Genomic DNA, 17,568 nt, shown 5'->3' on the forward strand with positions numbered 1-17,568 from the left:
CGGAGCTGCCCTCTTTTGGTGCCTGTCCGAAATGGCTAGACTGCGCGCCCTCCTGCAAGGACCGCCATCATGTTGTTGATGCTTTACCTGATCGCCATCACCGCCGAAGCCATGACCGGCGCCCTGTCTGCCGGGCGTCGCGGCATGGACTGGTTTGGCGTGGTGCTGATTGCCTGCGTCACCGCGCTGGGTGGCGGCTCGGTGCGTGACGTGTTGCTCGGGCATTACCCGCTCACCTGGGTCAAACACCCGGAGTACCTGGTGCTGACCACCGCGGCGGCGATGCTGACGGTTTTCCTGGCGCGCTGGATGCGCCATCTGCGCTCGTTGTTCCTGGTGCTCGACGCCCTGGGTCTGGTGGCGTTCACCCTGATCGGCTGCATGACGGCCCTGGAAATGGGCCACGGCATGCTGGTGGCCTCGGTCAGCGGGGTGATCACCGGGGTGTTTGGCGGCATCCTGCGGGACATCTTCTGCAACGATATTCCACTGATCTTCCGTCGCGAGTTGTACGCCAGCGTCTCGTTTGCCGCGGCGTGGTGCTACCTGCTCTGTGTCTACCTGCAATTGCCGAGCGAACAGGCGATCCTCATCACCTTGTTCGGCGGTTTCCTGCTGCGGCTCCTGGCGATCCGCTTTCACTGGGAAATGCCCAAGTTCGTCTATAACGACGAGGTCTGACGTTGCGCATGCTGGCGCAGCGCCCATTCGACATGTTCGCGCACCAATTCCGAGGGGTAGTCGCGCCGCGCTTCCAGCGCCTGCAACACCGGGATGGTTGAGGGGGCGTTGCCCAGGCCGACCGCCAGGTTGCGCAGCCAGCGTTCGTATCCGGCCCGCCGCAGCGGCGAGCCTTCGGTGCTGCTGAGGAACGTTTGCTCGTCCCACAGGAACAGCTCGGCCAGGCCGGCGTTGTCGAGGTTATGGCGAGGCTTGAAGTCGCTCTCGCCAGAGGGGCGGGCGAAGCGGTTCCAGGGGCAGACGATCTGGCAGTCGTCGCAACCGAACACTCGGTTGCCGATCAACGGTCGCAATGCCTCCGGAATGGCGCTTTTGAGCTCGATGGTCAGGTAGGAAATGCAGCGACGGGCATCCAGCACGTAGGGCCCGACGAAGGCGTTCGTCGGACAAATGTCCAGGCAGGCGGTGCATTTTCCACAATGCTCGCTGGCATGGGGTGGATCTGTCGGCAGCGGCAGGTCGACGAACAGCTCGCTCAGGAAGAAGTAACTGCCGGCCTTGCGGTTCAGTACCAGGGTGTTTTTACCGATCCAGCCAAGCCCGGCCTGTTCGGCGATGGCTTTCTCCAGGACCGGAGCGCTGTCGACGAAGGCGCGATAACCGAAGGGGCCGATGACGGCCTGGATTTTTTCGGCCAGTTGTTGCACGCGCTTGCGGATCAATTTGTGGTAATCGCGGCCCAATGCATAACGCGAGACGTAGGCTTTTTCCGGTTGGCCGAGCATTTGCGCCATCTGGGTGTCGCCCGGCAAGTAGTCCATGCGCAGGGACACCACCCGCAGGGTGCCGGGCACCAGTTCTTCGGGGTGCGAGCGCTTGCTGCCATGGGCACCCATGTAGTCCATTTCGCCGTGGTAGCCCGCTTCGAGCCAGCGTTGCAGGTGCCGTTCATGCTCGGCGAGGTCCAGGCCGCTGATGCCGACCTGCTGGAAGCCCAGCTCGCGGCCCCACTCCTTGATGGATTGGGCGAGGGCGGGGAGGTCTGTGGGGATGGCGGGCATGAGGCGAGAGAAACCGGAGCTGAGATGCGTATAATTCTGCCAGACATCGGAGCCCGAAGACGCATGCCGCACACTAAAGATGATTTTCCCGACGCGCTGTACAGCGCCGCGCAAGTGCGGGCCCTCGACGCGCAACTGATCGCGGCAGGCACCACCGGCTTCGAATTGATGCAGCGCGCGGCCCGCGCCACCTGGCGCGCAATCGTCCGGCGCTGGCCCGATGCCCGTGAATTGACCGTACTTGCCGGTCACGGCAACAACGCCGGCGACGGCTACCTGGTTGCGACCCTGGCGCGCCGTGCGGGCTGGACGGTGCGGGTGCTGGCGGTGGGCGAGCCCCGGCGATTGCAGGGGGATGCCGCCAATGCCCACGCCGAAGCCATTGCCGTGGGTGTACCGGTGGAGCCGTGGTCGGACGAATCCGAATTGCGCGGCGTGCTGCTGGACGCATTGCTCGGCACTGGCCTGAGCGGCGAGGTTCGCGAACCGTATGTGCGTGCCATTGACACCATTAACGTCAGTGGCCTGCCGGTGGCGGCGGTGGACATTCCCTCGGGCTTGTGTGCCGACACCGGAAGGGTGCTGGGCACGGCGGTGACGGCCGACCTGACCGTCACCTTCATCGGCCTGAAGCTGGGGCTGTTCACCGGCGAAGCGGCGGACCGGGTCGGTGAGCCGGTGTTCAACGACCTGCAGGCCGACCCGGATCTCGTCGAGTCGGCGCCGGTCAGCGCTCGACTGCTCTCGGCGCACAATCTGCCACGCCTGGCATCGCGCGCCGCCACCGCCCACAAGGGCAAGTTCGGCCATGTGTTGCTGATCGGCGGCGATCGGGGTTTTGGCGGCGCGATCCAGATGAGCGCCGAAAGCGCCCTGCGCTGCGGCGCGGGCATGGTGTCCATGGCCACCCGCAGCGAGCATGTAGCGTCGGCCTTGACGCGCTTGCCCGAGGTCATGGTGCAGGGCACGCATTCGGCCAACCAATTGATGGGCCTGCTTAAGCAAGCCAGTGTCGTGGTGGTCGGTCCGGGCCTGGGCCAGGCCGCGTGGGGGCGCAGCCTGTTGTCGGCGGCGGCCAATGCGCCGCTGCCGCAGGTCTGGGATGCCGATGCGCTGAACCTGCTGGGCAGCGGCGCTGTCAGTCTGCCGGGGGATTGTGTCATCACACCGCATCCGGGGGAGGCGGCGCGGTTGCTGGGGATATCCACGGCCCAGGTGCAGGCTGACCGTCCGGCGGCGGCCCGTGCGCTGAGCGAACAGTACGCCGCTACGGTCGTCCTCAAGGGCGCCGGCAGCCTGATTGCCAGCCCGGACGGTCGCCTGGCGGTGTGCTGCCAGGGCCATCCAGCCATGGCCACCGCCGGCCTGGGAGATGTCCTGGCCGGGGTGGTCGGTGCGTTGCTGGCCCAGGGAATGGAAGGGTTCGAGGCTGCCTGTCTGGCGGTATGGCTGCACGCCAATGCCGGTGCCCAGGCCGGTCAGTCGGGCCGGGGGGTGGCAGCGACCGACCTGATCCCGGCCATTCGTCAGTTGTTGGAGGAGCATTCACCGTGTCTGAAGTAACCCTGTACGTGGCGGACGAAGACGCCATGACGGAATTCGGTGCGCGCATCGCACGCACCACGGCGGGCCATGGCCTGATTTTTCTCGAAGGTGATCTTGGTGCGGGGAAAACCACCTTGTCCCGTGGCATCATTCGCGGCCTCGGCCACGTCGGCTCGGTAAAAAGCCCTACGTTCACCTTGGTCGAGCCCTACGAGATCGGCGACATACGCGCTTTTCATTTCGACCTGTACCGGCTGGTGGATCCGCAGGAGCTGGAATTTCTCGGTATCCGCGATTATTTCGAAGATGACGCCTTATGCCTGATCGAATGGCCCGATAAGGGTGCAGGCTTTTTGCCAAAGCCTGACCTGACCATTACCATTGGCGCGCAGAACGGCGGGCGTTCGCTGAAACTGACGCCGCAAGGCTCGCGTGGCGAGTCGTGGTGTGCCGCGTTGGCATTGGAAAACTATTGATGATGGGGTTTGGTATGCGCTTTCGCGCGGTGGTTGCTGTCGTAGGACTGTTGCTTACGGCACTGGCCGTCGATGCTGTGGCCGAGACAAAGGTCAACAGCGTTCGCCTCTGGCGGGCGCCGGATAACACTCGACTGGTGTTCGACCTGACGGGGCCGGTGCAGCACAGCGTGTTCACCCTGACCGCCCCCGACCGCCTGGTGATCGACATCAATGGCGCCTCCCTGGGCGCGCCGCTGAACGTGGCCACCGCCAACACACCGATTACCGCCATGCGTTCGGCCCAGCGCACGCCCACCGACCTGCGGGTGGTCATCGACCTGAAAAAGGCCGTGACCCCGAAGAGCTTCACCCTGGCCCCCAATGCCCAGTACGGCAACCGGCTGGTGGTGGACCTGTTCGACAACCCGGCCGATGCCGCGCCGCCACCACCACCGCCGACCAATGTCGCCACGGTGCCTGCGGTGCCGGTGACCCCGGCCGAACCTGCAATCAAGCTGCCACCGGCACCGGCCGGCAAGCGCGACATCATCGTGGTGATCGACGCTGGCCACGGCGGCGAAGACCCAGGTGCCTCAGGCTCGCGTGGGCAGCGTGAAAAAGACGTGGTGCTGTCCATCGCCCGTGAGCTGCAACGCCAAGTCAACGGCATGAAAGGTTTCCGCGCCGAGCTGACCCGTACCGGCGACTACTTCATTCCGTTGCGCGGGCGTACCGAAATCGCCCGCAAGAAAGGCGCCGACCTGTTCGTCTCCATCCACGCCGACGCCGCACCTTCCGCGGCGGCATTTGGGGCGTCGGTGTTTGCCTTGTCCGACCGGGGCGCCACGTCCGAGACCGCCCGCTGGCTGGCCGACAGTGAAAACCGCTCCGACCTGATCGGCGGTGCCGGCAACGTCAGCCTCGATGACAAGGACCGGATGCTCGCCGGCGTATTGCTCGACCTGTCGATGACCGCCTCGTTGACCTCCAGCCTGAACGTCGGCCAGAAGGTCCTGAGCAACATCGGCCGGGTCACGCCGCTGCACAAGCAGCGCGTCGAACAGGCCGGGTTCATGGTGCTCAAGTCGCCGGATATCCCCTCGATCCTGGTGGAAACCGGCTTCATCTCCAACTCCAACGAAGCGTCGAAGCTGTCGTCGGCCAGCCACCAGCAGGCGCTGGCCCGTTCCATCAGCAGCGGTGTGCGGCAGTTCTTCCAGCAGAACCCGCCACCGGGTACCTACATCGCCTGGCTGCGCGACTCCGGCAAGATCGCCCAGGGCCCGCGGGACCATCGGGTCAGCCCGGGCGAGACCCTGGCGATGATCGCGGTGCGCTACCAGGTGTCGCCCGCCGCGCTGCGCAGTGCCAACAACCTCAAGAGTGACGAACTGAAGATCGGCCAGACCCTGACCATTCCCGGCAACGAAGTGGCGTCCAAGCAATGAGCGATGAAGTGATCGGCAGCAACGCCCGCATCGAGCTGCTCAGCCCGCGATTGGCGAACCAGATCGCGGCCGGCGAGGTGGTCGAGCGCCCGGCGTCGGTGATCAAGGAATTGCTGGAAAACAGCCTCGACTCCGGCGCCAAGCGGATCGATGTGGATGTCGAGCAGGGTGGCGTCAAGCTGTTGCGGGTGCGCGATGACGGCGGCGGTATCTCCTCCGATGACCTGCCGCTGGCCCTGGCGCGCCACGCCACCAGCAAGATTCGCGACCTGGAAGACCTTGAGCGGGTCATGAGCCTGGGGTTTCGCGGCGAGGCGCTGGCGTCCATCAGCTCGGTGTCGCGCTTGACCCTCACGTCCCGTACCCGCGACGCCGACCAGGCCTGGCAGGTCGAGACCGAAGGCCGGGACATGGCGTCCCGAGTCCAGCCGGCCGCCCATCCGGTGGGCACGTCGGTGGAAGTGCGCGACCTGTTCTTCAATACCCCGGCGCGGCGCAAGTTCCTCAAGGCCGAGAAAACCGAATTCGATCACCTGCAAGAAGTCATCAAGCGCCTGGCCCTGGCGCGTTTTGACGTGGCGTTCCATTTGCGCCACAACGGCAAGACCATCCTCAGCCTGCACGAGGCCCATGATGACGCGGCCCGCGCCCGGCGCGTGGGGGCGGTGTGCGGCGCGGGCTTCCTCGAACAGGCGTTGCCCATCGAGGTGGAGCGCAACGGTCTGCGGCTGTGGGGCTGGGTCGGGTTGCCGACCTTTTCCCGCAGTCAGGCCGACTTGCAGTATTTCTACGTGAACGGTCGGGCGGTGCGCGACAAGCTGGTGGCCCACGCGGTGCGCCAGGCGTATCGCGATGTGCTGTTCAACGGCCGGCACCCGACCTTCGTGCTGTTTTTCGAAGTCGACCCGGCGGTGGTGGACGTCAACGTGCACCCCACCAAGCACGAAGTGCGTTTCCGTGACGGCCGGATGGTCCACGATTTCCTGTATGGCACCTTGCACCGCGCCTTGGGCGATGTGCGGCCGGAAGACCAGCTCGCGGCGCCGGCCGCGGTGGGTGGCATGGTCCGGCCCACGGGGCTGGAGGCGGGCGAGTTCGGTCCCCAGGGCGAAATGCGCCTGGCGGCCAATGCGCTGCTGGAGCAGCCCCAGCCCCAGCCAAGCTACAACCCGGCCGGCAGCGGTGCCGGCAGCGGCTATCAATACCAATACACGCCACGCCCGCAATCGACTGTGCCGGCAGCCGAGGCCCAGGCGGCCTACCGCGAGTTTTTCAAACCGCTGCCTGAAGCCGGTGCCACGGCCTTACCCGACGGCCAGGGCGACATTCCGCCCTTGGGTTACGCCTTGGCGCAGCTCAAGGGCATCTACATCCTTTCGGAAAACGCCCAGGGCCTGGTCCTGGTGGACATGCATGCCGCCCACGAGCGGATCATGTACGAGCGGCTGAAAATCGCCATGGCCAGCGAAGGCCTCAGCGGCCAGCCACTGCTGGTGCCCGAATCCCTGGCCGTCAGCCAGCGCGAGGCCGATTGCGCCGAAGAGCACGTGGGCTGGTTCCAGCGCCTGGGCTTCGAATTGCAGCGCCTGGGCCCGGAAACCCTGGCGATCCGCCAGATTCCAGCTTTGCTGAAGCAGGCCGAGGCCAATCGGTTGGTCAGCGACGTGCTGGCGGACCTGATGGAGTACGGCACCAGCGACCGCATCCAGGCGCACCTGAACGAACTGCTCGGCACCATGGCCTGCCACGGCGCGATTCGCGCCAACCGGCGCCTGGCCCTGCCGGAAATGAACGGCCTGCTGCGGGACATGGAAAACACCGAGCGCAGCGGCCAATGCAACCATGGCCGGCCGACCTGGACCCAATTGGGCCTGGATGACCTGGACAAACTGTTCTTGCGCGGTCGTTGATGAGCCAGTTGCCACCCGCGATTTTCCTGATGGGGCCGACCGCTGCCGGCAAGACCGACCTGGCCATCGAACTGACCAAGGTCCTGCCCTGCGAGCTGATCAGCGTCGACTCGGCGCTGGTCTACCGGGGCATGGACATCGGCACCGCCAAGCCGTCCAAGGCGCTGCTGGCCGAATTTCCCCACCGCCTGATCGATATTCTCGACCCGGCCGAGGCCTATTCGGCGGCGGATTTTCGTCGCGACGCGCTCCAGGCCATGGCCGAGATCACCGCGCGCGGCAAGATCCCACTGCTGGTGGGCGGCACCATGCTGTATTACAAAGCCCTGGTGGACGGCCTGGCGGACATGCCGGCGGCCGATCCCGAGGTCCGCGCGCAGATCGAAGACGAGGCTGCGCGCCTTGGCTGGCAGGCCCTGCACGCGCAATTGGCGCTGATCGACCCGGAATCGGCCGCGCGCATTCATCCCAACGATCCGCAGCGGCTCAGCCGGGCGCTGGAGGTTTATCGGGTCAGTGGCCTGAGCATGACTGCCCTACGCCAGCGACAATCTGCGCAAAGTACTGAAGCAGCCGCTTCGGGACTGCAACAATTGCCCTATACTGTCGCGAATCTGGCCATCGCTCCGGCGAACCGGCAAGTGCTGCACCGGCGAATTGAACAAAGATTCACATTAATGTTGGAACAGGGATTCATCGACGAGGTCGTAGCCCTGCGTAAGCGAAGTGACCTGCATGCCGGGTTGCCGTCTATACGTGCTGTGGGTTACCGCCAGGTCTGGGATTACCTTGACGGCAAGCTGACGTCAGCCGAGATGCAGGAGCGTGGGATCATTGCCACGCGCCAATTGGCGAAACGCCAGTTCACCTGGCTGCGCAGCTGGACTGACCTGCATTGGCTCGACAGTCTCGATTGCGACAATCTGCCACGCGCCTTGAAATACCTCGGGACCATCTCCATATTGAGCTGAGTCCTTGCAATTGCCGTCTATCCTTGGGGGTGTGACGGCCCAAGCCATCTGATTCCGATTTTTATTATTGATCCTTAAAGGAGTGCGGCACATGTCAAAAGGGCATTCGCTACAAGACCCTTACTTGAACACTTTACGTAAAGAAAAAGTTGGGGTGTCCATCTATCTCGTCAACGGGATCAAACTGCAAGGCACGATCGAGTCTTTCGACCAGTTCGTCATCCTTCTGAAAAACACCGTCAGCCAGATGGTCTACAAGCACGCGATCTCCACCGTTGTGCCAGTTCGTCCAATTCGTCTGCCTAGCGCAACCGAATCCGAAGGCGGTGACGCTGAACCGGGTAACGCCTGATAGGAGCCTCCTTTGTTCTTTGAGCGCCACGGTGGTGGTGAACGGACCATTCTCGTTCACCTGGATGGACAGGACCCTGAGGCGCGCGAAGATCCGCAGGAGTTTCAGGAATTGGCACTTTCGGCCGGCGCCGAGACCGTCGCGTTCTTCAACGTGCCGCGTCATCGGCCAACCGCCAAGTTCCTGATCGGCAGTGGCAAGGTCGAGGAGTTGCGCGACCTGATCAAGGCCGAGCACGTCGATTTGGTGATTTTCAATCACATCCTCACGCCCAGCCAGGAACGCAACCTCGAACGTGTCTTCGAGTGTCGCGTGATCGACCGTACCGGTCTGATTCTCGATATCTTCGCCCAACGCGCCCGCACCCATGAGGGCAAACTCCAGGTCGAACTGGCCCAGCTTGAGCACATGAGTACGCGGCTGGTTCGCGGCTGGACTCACCTTGAGCGGCAAAAGGGCGGTATCGGCCTGCGCGGCCCGGGTGAAACCCAGTTGGAAACCGACCGGCGCCTGTTGCGGGTTCGCCTGCGCCAGATCAAGGGACGCCTGGAAAAGGTTCGCAGCCAACGCGAACAATCGCGACGCGGCCGCAAGCGCGCGGAGATCCCGACGGTTTCACTGGTGGGTTATACCAACGCCGGCAAATCGACCCTGTTCAACAACGTCACCCAATCCGACGTCTATGCCGCCGACCAGTTGTTCGCCACGCTCGACCCGACCCTGCGCCGGCTCGACCTGGACGACCTCGGGCCGATCGTGCTGGCCGACACCGTGGGCTTCATCCGTCACTTGCCGCACAAACTGGTCGAGGCTTTCCGGGCTACGCTCGAAGAGTCGAGCAACTCCGACCTGCTGCTGCACGTGATCGATGCCGCCGAGCCGGACCGGATGCTGCAGATCGAGCAGGTGATGGTGGTGCTGGGCGAGATCGGGGCCCAGGACTTGCCGATCCTCGAGGTATACAACAAACTCGATTTGCTCGAGGGCGTGGAGCCGCAGATCCAGCGCGATGCCGACGGCAAGCCGCAACGGGTCTGGTTGTCGGCCCGCGACGGCAGCGGCCTGGACCTGCTCAAGCAGGCCGTGGCCGAGCTGCTCGGCGACGATCTGTTCGTGGGGACCCTGAAGTTGCCGCAACGTTTCGCCCGGCTACGTGCCCAGTTCTTCGAGCTGGGCGCGGTGCAAAAAGAAGAACACGACGACGAAGGCACCTGCCTGCTGGCGGTGCGCCTGCCTCGATCGGAGCTGAACCGTCTGGTCAGTCGCGAAGGACTGCAACCGATGGAATTCATCGAGCAACACACTTTGCAATAAAAGCCTGAGAAAGCGGTGTCAGGCATTCTGTAGCATTGGTCGGCGCGCCGTGGGTGCGTCTTTGCTTTATCAGATGGAGAGCGCTATGGCTTGGAATGAGCCGGGTGGCAACTCGAACAATCAGGATCCTTGGGGTGGCAAGCGTCGTAACAACGGCGACCGCAAGGGGCCGCCGGATCTCGACGAGGCCTTCCGAAAGCTGCAGGAAAGCCTGAACGGTTTGTTCGGTGGCGGTAAAAAACGTGGTGATGATGGCGGCGGCCGTCCGGGCAAGAGCGGCGGTTTCGGCCTGCTCGGCATCGGTCTCGTCGTGTTGGCGGCTGTCTGGCTTTACAGTGCGGTCTATGTCGTGGACGAGCAGGAGCAGGCCGTGGTGCTGCGCTTCGGCAAGTACTACGAGACCGTCGGCCCGGGCCTGAACATCTATTTCCCGCCGATCGACCAGAAGTACCTGGAAAACGTCACGCGTGAACGTGCGTACAGCAAGCAGGGCCAGATGCTCACCGAAGACGAGAACATCGTCGAAGTGCCGCTGACCGTGCAGTACAAGATCACCAACCTGCAAGACTTCGTACTGAATGTCGACCAGCCGGAAGTCAGCCTGCAGCACGCGACCGAAAGTGCCCTGCGCCATGTGGTGGGTTCCACCGCCATGGACCAGGTCCTGACCGAAGGCCGCGAGCTGATGGCCAGCGAGATCAAGGAGCGCCTGCAACGGTTCCTCGATACCTATCGCACCGGTATCACGGTGACCCAGGTCAACGTGCAGAGCGCCGCGGCGCCGCGTGAAGTCCAGGAAGCCTTCGATGACGTGATCCGTGCCCGTGAAGACGAGCAGCGTTCGCGCAACCAGGCCGAAACCTATGCCAACGGCGTCGTGCCGGAAGCACGTGGCCAGGCCCAGCGCATCATCGAAGATGCCAACGGTTACCGCGATGAAGTGGTTTCCCGCGCCAAGGGTGAGGCCGATCGTTTCACCAAGCTGGTGGCCGAGTACCGCAAGGCCCCTGAGGTGACCCGTCAGCGCCTGTACCTGGACACCATGCAGGAAGTCTTCAGCAACACCAGCAAGGTCCTCGTGACCGGCAACAAGAATGGCCAGAGCAACCTGCTGTACCTGCCGCTGGACAAGATGGTCGAAGGGGGACGCAGCAGCGTCACCGCGCCACCTGTCGGCAGCACGTCGGCCGCCAGCAATGAAGCCAATGCCCGCGCGGCGGCGGACCTGCAGCAACAGCAAGCACGTACCAGGGAGAGTCGCTGATGAGCAATAAATCGCTGATCGCCCTTATTGTCGGTGTCGTCGTGGCGATCGCTGCCTGGAACTGCTTCTACATCGTGGCTCAGACCGAGCGTGCGGTGTTGCTGCAATTCGGTCGCGTGGTCCAGGCTGATGTCCAGCCGGGGCTGCATGTGAAAGTGCCGTACGTCAACAAGGTGCGCAAGTTCGACGCCCGCCTGATGACGCTGGATGCGCCGACGCAACGCTTCCTGACGCTGGAAAAGAAAGCCGTGATGGTGGATGCCTACGCCAAGTGGCGCGTGAAGGACGCCGAGCGTTTCTACACCGCGACCTCCGGCCTCAAGCAGATCGCCGACGAACGTCTGTCCCGTCGTTTGGAATCGGGCCTGCGTGACCAGTTCGGCAAGCGCACGCTGCATGAAGTGGTGTCCGGTGAGCGTGATGCGCTCATGGCCGACATCACCCGTTCGCTGAACTCGATGGCGGAAAAGGAACTGGGTATCGAGGTGATCGATGTCCGAGTCAAGGCCATCGACCTGCCGAAGGAAGTCAACCGCAGCGTGTTCGAGCGGATGAGCACCGAGCGTGAGCGTGAGGCTCGTGAGCACCGCGCCAAGGGTAACGAGCTGGCGGAAGGCATCCGTGCCGACGCCGATCGTCAGCGTCGCGTGTTGCTGGCCGAAGCCTATCGTGAATCGGAAGAGGTTCGCGGTGATGGCGACGCCCAGGCGGCTGCGATCTACGCCAAGGCCTACGGCCAGGACCAGGAGTTCTACGGGTTCTATCGTAGCCTGCGTGCCTACCGTGAAAGCTTTGCGAACAAATCCGACGTCATGGTCCTGGACCCAAGCAGCGACTTCTTCCACTACCTGGAGAAGGCCAAGCCTTGATTCGACGTTGACCTGGGGGCTCCGCCCGGCGGCTAAAGCGTCGGGCGGGGTGATCCTTTGGGAAAACGTGTGTATGATGCGGCAGCCGGGAAATTCCCGGCTTTTTTGCGTCTGCACGTTCGATTGCGGTTTGAAGTGCAGGCGTCGGGTTGAACGACTCGACAGGTTTTTCGAGGAAAGTGCCGGACGAGGCTGCAATGCCGTTCATTCCAGGCGTCGATTAAAGTTCTGTGGCAAGGGAGCAAGCTCCCTCGCCACAGGATTCAATTGACCTTGACTGAGCGGCACGGCGCCATTCGTCACGTCGCCCTTGCGCGTGTTTTGCGCGCGGGCGGGGCATTTTCTGCTTCACTCAAGGCTTGCCCGAAGGCTGGCCGCCCGGACCATAGGGGAATGGCGTAATGGCAACGGTAGACCGCTGGCTGCTGCCAGATGGCATCGAAGAAGTACTGCCACCGGAAGCTGCGCGTATCGAAGTAGCGCGTCGGCAGGTGTTGGATCTGTTCCAGAGCTGGGGTTACGAGTTTGTCGTCACCCCGCATATCGAGTACCTGGAATCCCTGCTGACCGGCGCGGGCCAGGACCTGGATCTGCGCACCTTCAAGGTTATCGACCCTCAATCGGGCCGTCAGATGGGCTTTCGGGCCGACATCACGCCGCAAGTGGCGCGTATCGATGCCCACACCCTGCGCCGCGAAGGCCCCAGCCGCCTGTGCTATGCCGGCAGCGTGCTGCACGCCCAGCCACGTGCCTTGTCATCCTCGCGCAGCCCGATCCAGTTGGGTGCCGAGTTGTATGGCGATGCCAGCCCGAGCAGCGACGTGGAAGTCATCAGCCTGATGTTGGCCATGTTGCAACTGGCCGACGTGCCGGATGTCCACATGGACTTGGGGCATGTCGGTATTTATCGCGGCCTGGCCCGTGCGGCCGGCCTGTCTGGCGAAGTGGAGCAGCAGTTGTTCGATGCGCTGCAACGCAAGGCCATCGACGAAGTCATCAGCCTGACCGAAGGCCTGCCGGCCGATCTGTCAGGCATGCTGCGTGCGCTGGTGGACTTGTGCGGTGGTCGTGAGGTGCTGGCCGCGGCTCGCGAGCGCCTGGCCCACGCACCGGCGCCGGTGTTGGCGGCGCTCGACGACCTGCTGGCGATTGCCGAGCGTCTGTCGGTGCGTTTCCCAGACCTGCCGCTGTATTTCGACCTGGGTGAGCTGCGCGGTTATCACTACCACACCGGTGTCGTGTTTGCCGTATTCGTGCCGGGTGTTGGCCAGTCCATCGCCCAGGGCGGGCGCTATGACGACATCGGTGCCGACTTCGGTCGCGCCCGTCCGGCGACCGGCTTCTCTACCGATTTGAAAACCCTGGTGACCCTGGGGCGTGCTGAGATCGAGCTACCGTCTGGCGGTATCTGGATGCCTGACAGTACGGATGCGGCACTCTGGCAGGCCGTCTGCCAGTTGCGCAGCGAGGGTCAGCGTGTCGTCCAGGCCTTGCCTGGGCAACCTGTGGCCGCCGCCCGTGAAGCGGACTGCGACCGGCAATTGATTCAGCAGAATGGGCTTTGGCAAGTATTGCCGCTGGCTTCTTGAGTTTTCTCGCCGGCCGCGGCCGGCACCAAGTTTGCGCGAATGAGGACAAGTGTTATGGGTAAGAATGTCGTAGTCCTGGGCACCCAGTGGGGTGATGAGGGCAAAGGCAAGATCGTTGATCTGCTGACCGAACATGCTGCCGCCGTAGTGCGCTACCAGGGTGGCCACAACGCAGGTCACACCTTGGTGATCGACGGTGAGAAGACCGTTCTGCACCTGATTCCCTCGGGCGTGCTGCGCGAAGGCGTCCAGTGCCTGATCGGCAACGGTGTGGTGGTTGCGCCCGACGCCCTGCTGCGGGAAATCATCAAGCTGGAAGAGAAAGGCGTACCGGTGCGTGAGCGCCTGCGTATCAGCCCGTCCTGCCCGCTGATCCTGTCCTACCACGTTGCACTGGACCAGGCCCGTGAAAAGGCTCGTGGCGAGCTGAAGATCGGCACCACCGGTCGCGGTATCGGCCCGGCCTACGAAGACAAGGTCGCGCGTCGCGGCCTGCGTATCGGTGACCTGTTCCATCGTGAGCGTTTCGCCGCCAAGCTGGGTGAGTTGCTGGACTACCACAACTTTGTCCTGGTCAATTACTACAAAGAGCCGGCCATCGACTTCCAGAAGACCCTGGATGAGTGCATGGAGTACGCCGAGCTGCTCAAGCCGATGATGCTCGACGTCACGGCCGAACTGCACGAGCTGCGTCGCGCCGGCAAGGACATCATGTTCGAAGGCGCCCAGGGTTCGCTGCTGGACATCGACCACGGCACCTATCCGTACGTCACCAGCTCCAACACCACCGCCGGCGGTATCGCCACCGGTTCGGGTTTCGGCCCGATGTACGTGGACTACATCCTGGGCATCACCAAGGCCTACACCACGCGCGTCGGTTCGGGTCCGTTCCCGACCGAACTGTTCGACGATGTCGGCGCTTTCCTGGCCAAGCGCGGCCATGAATTCGGTGCGACCACCGGTCGTGCCCGTCGTTGTGGCTGGTTCGATGCGGTCATCCTGCGTCGCGCCATCGACGTCAACAGCATCTCGGGCCTGTGCCTGACCAAGCTGGACGTGCTGGACGGCCTGGAAACCATCAATATCTGCGTGGGCTACAAGAATCAGGACGGCGCTGTCATCGACGCACCGACCGACGCCGACAGCTACATCGGCCTGGAGCCAGTGTACGAGCAGATGCCGGGCTGGGCTGAATCGACCGTAGGCGCCAAGACCCTGGAAGAGCTGCCAGCGGCTGCCCGTAACTACATCAAGCGTGTCGAAGAGCTGGTCGGTGCGCCGATCGACATTATTTCGACGGGGCCTGACCGTAACGAAACCATCGTTCTGCGTCATCCTTTCGGTTGATAAGTCGTTGATGTAAAAAGCAAAGGACCCTCATTTGGGTCCTTTGTCGTTTCTGCCGCCGGGCGGCATGACACTTGCTATGCAACTCCATTACAGGCAGCTCTTGATGAGTGCCATCAAATTAATGGCGTTTGGTAGAGGGATTTCACGTGTCGGCCGTTCTCTCACTGTTACAAAGCCGTTTACTGCGGCCCGTGTTCGTTACCCTCGGTATCGCCCTTTTGGTGCAGGTACTGGTGGCCGTCGCGCTGACCCGGAGCACTGTCACGGCGCTGGAAGCCGATCTCGGCGCGCGGTTGGGCGTAGACAGCCAGAAACTTTCGGCAGAGCTGGAGCAGGCCGGGCGTGAGGTCACGTCGAGCCTGGACAGCCTGTCCGCCAACACTCGCCAACGGTTGAATGCCGGGCTGTCCGCGCGTCTGAAGGACGAGCAGGCGCAGTTGCGTGGGACGTTGGAGAAAGACTTGCGCGATTCCGCCAATGATATGGCGCAACTCCTGGCTTCTGTCGCGCCCCGCGCCATGTGGGACAGCGATGTGCCGACCCTTTCCGAATTCGCTCGCCGGGCCCAGCGCAACCCCAATGTTTTGTTCGTCATTTACGACGACGCTGCCGGTGAACACCTGACTCGCTACTTGAACCGGGAAAACCCGATCAACAAGGCGTTGCTGGAGAAGGGCAAGGGCGAGCGGGCGCTGGACAAGGTGTTGGATGCGGCGAAGAGCGATCCTTCGGTGTATTACCTCGAAGCGTCTATCAACCCCAATGGCGTGGAGATCGGCAAGGTATTGATGGGGGTTTCCACCGCGTCCGTCGAAACCGACCTGAAGGCGCTGGACCAGCGCTTTTCGGCGTTGATCGCCAGCAGTGACCAGTTGGTGGGCGATAGCCTGAAGGGCGCGGCGGCCGACAGTGCCACCGCCATGCGCGGTCGGTTGCAATCGGCCCAGGCCACGGCCACGCAAATGCAGACCAACACTTCCAGTACGGTGCAGGAAGCGGCAAGCACCTTGCGCTGGCGCATCGGTCTCGGCCTGGCGTTGGTGGGCGCTGGTGTCCTGTTGCTGCTGGCCGTGGTGCTGGGGCGTCGGGTGGTCAATCGCCTCAAGCTGCTGATCGCGGCGATGAATGACCTGGCGGCGGGCGAGGGCGACCTGACCAAGCGTGTGCAAATCAACAGCAAGGATGAGATCGGCGACATGGCCTCGGCGGTCAATCGCTTTGTGGATAAGTTGCAACCCATCGTGCGCGAGGCCGGCGACGTGGCCCAGCGTACCGGCGTGGAAATCGGTGCGATGACCTTGCGCAACTCCGGCGCCGATGCGGCAGCCGGGATGCAGCGTGATGAGGTGGCCGAGAGCTTGCGGGCGCTGTCGCAAATGGCCGACGAAGCTCAATCGGAAAGCCAGGCGATGCAGGCGGCCTTGCAGCAGGTGGTGGAGATTCGCCAGGCCACGGACGAAAACACGCGCACCTCGGCGAAGGTCAGCGGTTTGATCGAGGCGCTGGCCGGGCAAGTGGACACCGGGGCGAAGGTGATCGAGCGGCTGGCGCAGCAGAGCGAGCAGATCGAGGTGGTGCTGACGGTGATCCATGGCATTGCCGAGCAGACCAACCTGCTGGCCTTGAACGCGGCGATCGAAGCGGCCCGGGCCGGCGAGACCGGGCGCGGGTTTGCGGTGGTGGCGGATGAAGTGCGGGCGCTGGCGAGCAAGACCCAGAGCTCGACGGGTGATATTCAGGCGCACATCGTGGCGTTGCAGCAGGGTGCTCGTGAGGCCGTGGCGGCGATTGGTCTGGCGGGACGTCAGGCCAGCGAGGGGTTGTTGGTGTTGCGTGACAGTGCGCGCTTGCAGCAGACGGTGCAAACCTCTGTGGAGCAGGTGCATGCGGCCATTGGCCTGGCGACTCAGGCCGCAGCTCATCAGGCCCAGGGCGCGCAAGCGGTGCGCGGGCGCGTGGAAACCATCCATGTCCAGGCCGAGAAGGCGGCCCAGGCCGTGGTGGAGACCACCGCCAGCGGCAAGGTGCTCGACAGCCTGGCTGCGCAGTTGAAGGCAAGCCTGGGGCAGTTCCGGGCCTGATCTCGCGGCTGGGCTGGCCTCATCGCGAGCAAGCTCGCTCCCACAAGGATCGCAGTGAACAGAGATCCACTGTGGGAGCGAGCTTGCTCGCGATAGCGATTTCAGTGACTCGGATATTTCCAGGGCCCAGAAACGCAAAAACCCGCTTTCGCGGGTTTCTGTGAGGTTCAAGGCCATGACCTTGAAACTTGAATTGGTGCCCAGAAGAAGACTCGAACTTCCACGACCTTGCGGTCACCAGCACCTGAAGCTGGCGTGTCTACCAATTTCACCATCTGGGCAGCATCTTCAGCGTTGCCGCTGTTGATGTGGCGCACTATACGGAGCGCGTTTTGATCTGTAAACCCCTGTTTTTGTTTTAGTAATTGCCAGGGCGAATTTCAGGAGGGCAGAAATGCAAAAACCCGCTTTCGCGGGTTTTAGTGAAGCTTGCAGGCTGTTGGTCTGCAGCTTGAAATTGGTGCCCAGAAGAAGACTCGAACTTCCACGACCTTGCGGTCACCAGCACCTGAAGCTGGCGTGTCTACCAATTTCACCATCTGGGCAATATCGGCAACGTGTGTGCGTCGTCGATGGCGCGCACTATACGGAGCGTGTTTTTAACTGTAAACCCCCCTTGGTAAAAAAACCTGGAAATTTCACGAATGGCACGATCCTAAGCTGCAGCGCAGGGTC

14 protein-coding genes and 2 tRNA genes are annotated in these 17,568 nt (G+C 63.2%); 13 read left to right on the plus strand and 3 right to left on the minus strand.

The window, feature by feature from the left end:
- Positions 1–66: 66 nt before the first annotated feature.
- Entirely contained in the window at positions 67–681 is a 615-nt protein-coding gene (locus V3H56_RS02655; RefSeq protein ID WP_172679744.1) for a trimeric intracellular cation channel family protein, read from the plus strand.
- On the opposite strand, the gene queG is transcribed toward V3H56_RS02655, so the two are convergent.
- On the minus strand, positions 663–1,742 hold the full coding sequence (gene queG, locus V3H56_RS02660) for a tRNA epoxyqueuosine(34) reductase QueG (RefSeq protein WP_042732965.1): 1,080 nt from the start codon (positions 1,740–1,742) through the stop codon (positions 663–665). The two genes, V3H56_RS02655 and queG, sit on opposite strands and share 19 nt — an antisense overlap.
- 63 nt (positions 1,743–1,805) lie before the next feature.
- Here queG and V3H56_RS02665 point away from each other — a divergent pair, with 63 nt between their 5' ends.
- The 12 genes from V3H56_RS02665 to V3H56_RS02720 all read left to right on the plus strand — a co-directional run bounded on the left by V3H56_RS02665 (position 1,806) and on the right by V3H56_RS02720 (position 16,893).
- A complete protein-coding gene (locus tag V3H56_RS02665; RefSeq protein WP_338474190.1) occupies positions 1,806–3,305 on the plus strand; it encodes an NAD(P)H-hydrate dehydratase in 1,500 nt (499 codons plus the stop codon).
- Positions 3,293–3,763, plus strand: coding sequence for a tRNA (adenosine(37)-N6)-threonylcarbamoyltransferase complex ATPase subunit type 1 TsaE (gene tsaE / locus V3H56_RS02670; RefSeq protein ID WP_042729511.1), 471 nt, complete (start codon positions 3,293–3,295; stop codon positions 3,761–3,763). Before V3H56_RS02665 ends, tsaE begins: the two co-directional genes overlap by 13 nt.
- The gene (locus V3H56_RS02675; RefSeq protein WP_047736057.1) at positions 3,763–5,193 is read left to right on the plus strand and encodes an N-acetylmuramoyl-L-alanine amidase; all 1,431 of its coding nucleotides are present in this window, start codon (positions 3,763–3,765) and stop codon (positions 5,191–5,193) included. Before tsaE ends, V3H56_RS02675 begins: the two co-directional genes overlap by 1 nt.
- Positions 5,190–7,103 carry a DNA mismatch repair endonuclease MutL gene (gene mutL, locus V3H56_RS02680; protein WP_042729513.1) on the plus strand — a complete coding sequence of 638 codons (1,914 nt, stop codon included), beginning with the start codon at positions 5,190–5,192 and terminating at the stop codon, positions 7,101–7,103. Before V3H56_RS02675 ends, mutL begins: the two co-directional genes overlap by 4 nt.
- The gene (gene miaA, locus V3H56_RS02685) at positions 7,103–8,074 is read left to right on the plus strand and encodes a tRNA (adenosine(37)-N6)-dimethylallyltransferase MiaA (RefSeq protein WP_053148355.1); all 972 of its coding nucleotides are present in this window, start codon (positions 7,103–7,105) and stop codon (positions 8,072–8,074) included. Before mutL ends, miaA begins: the two co-directional genes overlap by 1 nt.
- A gap of 91 nt (positions 8,075–8,165) precedes the next feature.
- Positions 8,166–8,426 carry an RNA chaperone Hfq gene (hfq, locus tag V3H56_RS02690; protein WP_003186419.1) on the plus strand — a complete coding sequence of 87 codons (261 nt, stop codon included), beginning with the start codon at positions 8,166–8,168 and terminating at the stop codon, positions 8,424–8,426.
- Between the two features lie 12 nt (positions 8,427–8,438).
- On the plus strand, positions 8,439–9,740 hold the full coding sequence (gene hflX / locus V3H56_RS02695) for a ribosome rescue GTPase HflX (RefSeq protein WP_042729515.1): 1,302 nt from the start codon (positions 8,439–8,441) through the stop codon (positions 9,738–9,740).
- 85 nt (positions 9,741–9,825) lie between these two features.
- Entirely contained in the window at positions 9,826–11,004 is a 1,179-nt protein-coding gene (gene hflK / locus V3H56_RS02700) for an FtsH protease activity modulator HflK (RefSeq protein WP_042729516.1), read from the plus strand.
- A complete protein-coding gene (gene hflC / locus V3H56_RS02705) occupies positions 11,004–11,873 on the plus strand; it encodes a protease modulator HflC (RefSeq protein ID WP_042729517.1) in 870 nt (289 codons plus the stop codon). The genes hflK and hflC overlap by 1 nt, the downstream gene beginning before the upstream one ends.
- 401 nt (positions 11,874–12,274) lie before the next feature.
- A complete protein-coding gene (locus tag V3H56_RS02710) occupies positions 12,275–13,462 on the plus strand; it encodes an ATP phosphoribosyltransferase regulatory subunit (RefSeq protein WP_042729518.1) in 1,188 nt (395 codons plus the stop codon).
- Between the two features lie 54 nt (positions 13,463–13,516).
- Positions 13,517–14,809, plus strand: a complete 1,293-nt coding sequence (locus V3H56_RS02715; RefSeq protein ID WP_042729519.1) for an adenylosuccinate synthase — start codon at positions 13,517–13,519, stop codon at positions 14,807–14,809.
- Between the two features lie 149 nt (positions 14,810–14,958).
- Positions 14,959–16,893 (plus strand): methyl-accepting chemotaxis protein, encoded by a 1,935-nt coding sequence (locus V3H56_RS02720; RefSeq protein WP_042729520.1) that lies wholly within the window; start codon positions 14,959–14,961, stop codon positions 16,891–16,893.
- Positions 16,894–17,087: 194 nt separating this feature from the next.
- Here the strand turns inward: V3H56_RS02720 and V3H56_RS02725 are convergent.
- Together V3H56_RS02725 and V3H56_RS02730 are read right to left on the minus strand one after the other, a co-directional pair.
- Positions 17,088–17,174 (minus strand) — tRNA-Leu (locus tag V3H56_RS02725).
- A gap of 177 nt (positions 17,175–17,351) precedes the next feature.
- A tRNA-Leu gene (locus tag V3H56_RS02730) sits at positions 17,352–17,438 on the minus strand.
- Positions 17,439–17,568 lie beyond the last annotated feature (130 nt).

The sequence above is a fragment of the Pseudomonas sp. MS646 genome (genome assembly GCF_036693845.1).
In the GTDB taxonomy this organism is placed as follows: Bacteria; Pseudomonadota; Gammaproteobacteria; order Pseudomonadales; family Pseudomonadaceae; genus Aquipseudomonas; species Aquipseudomonas chlororaphis_E.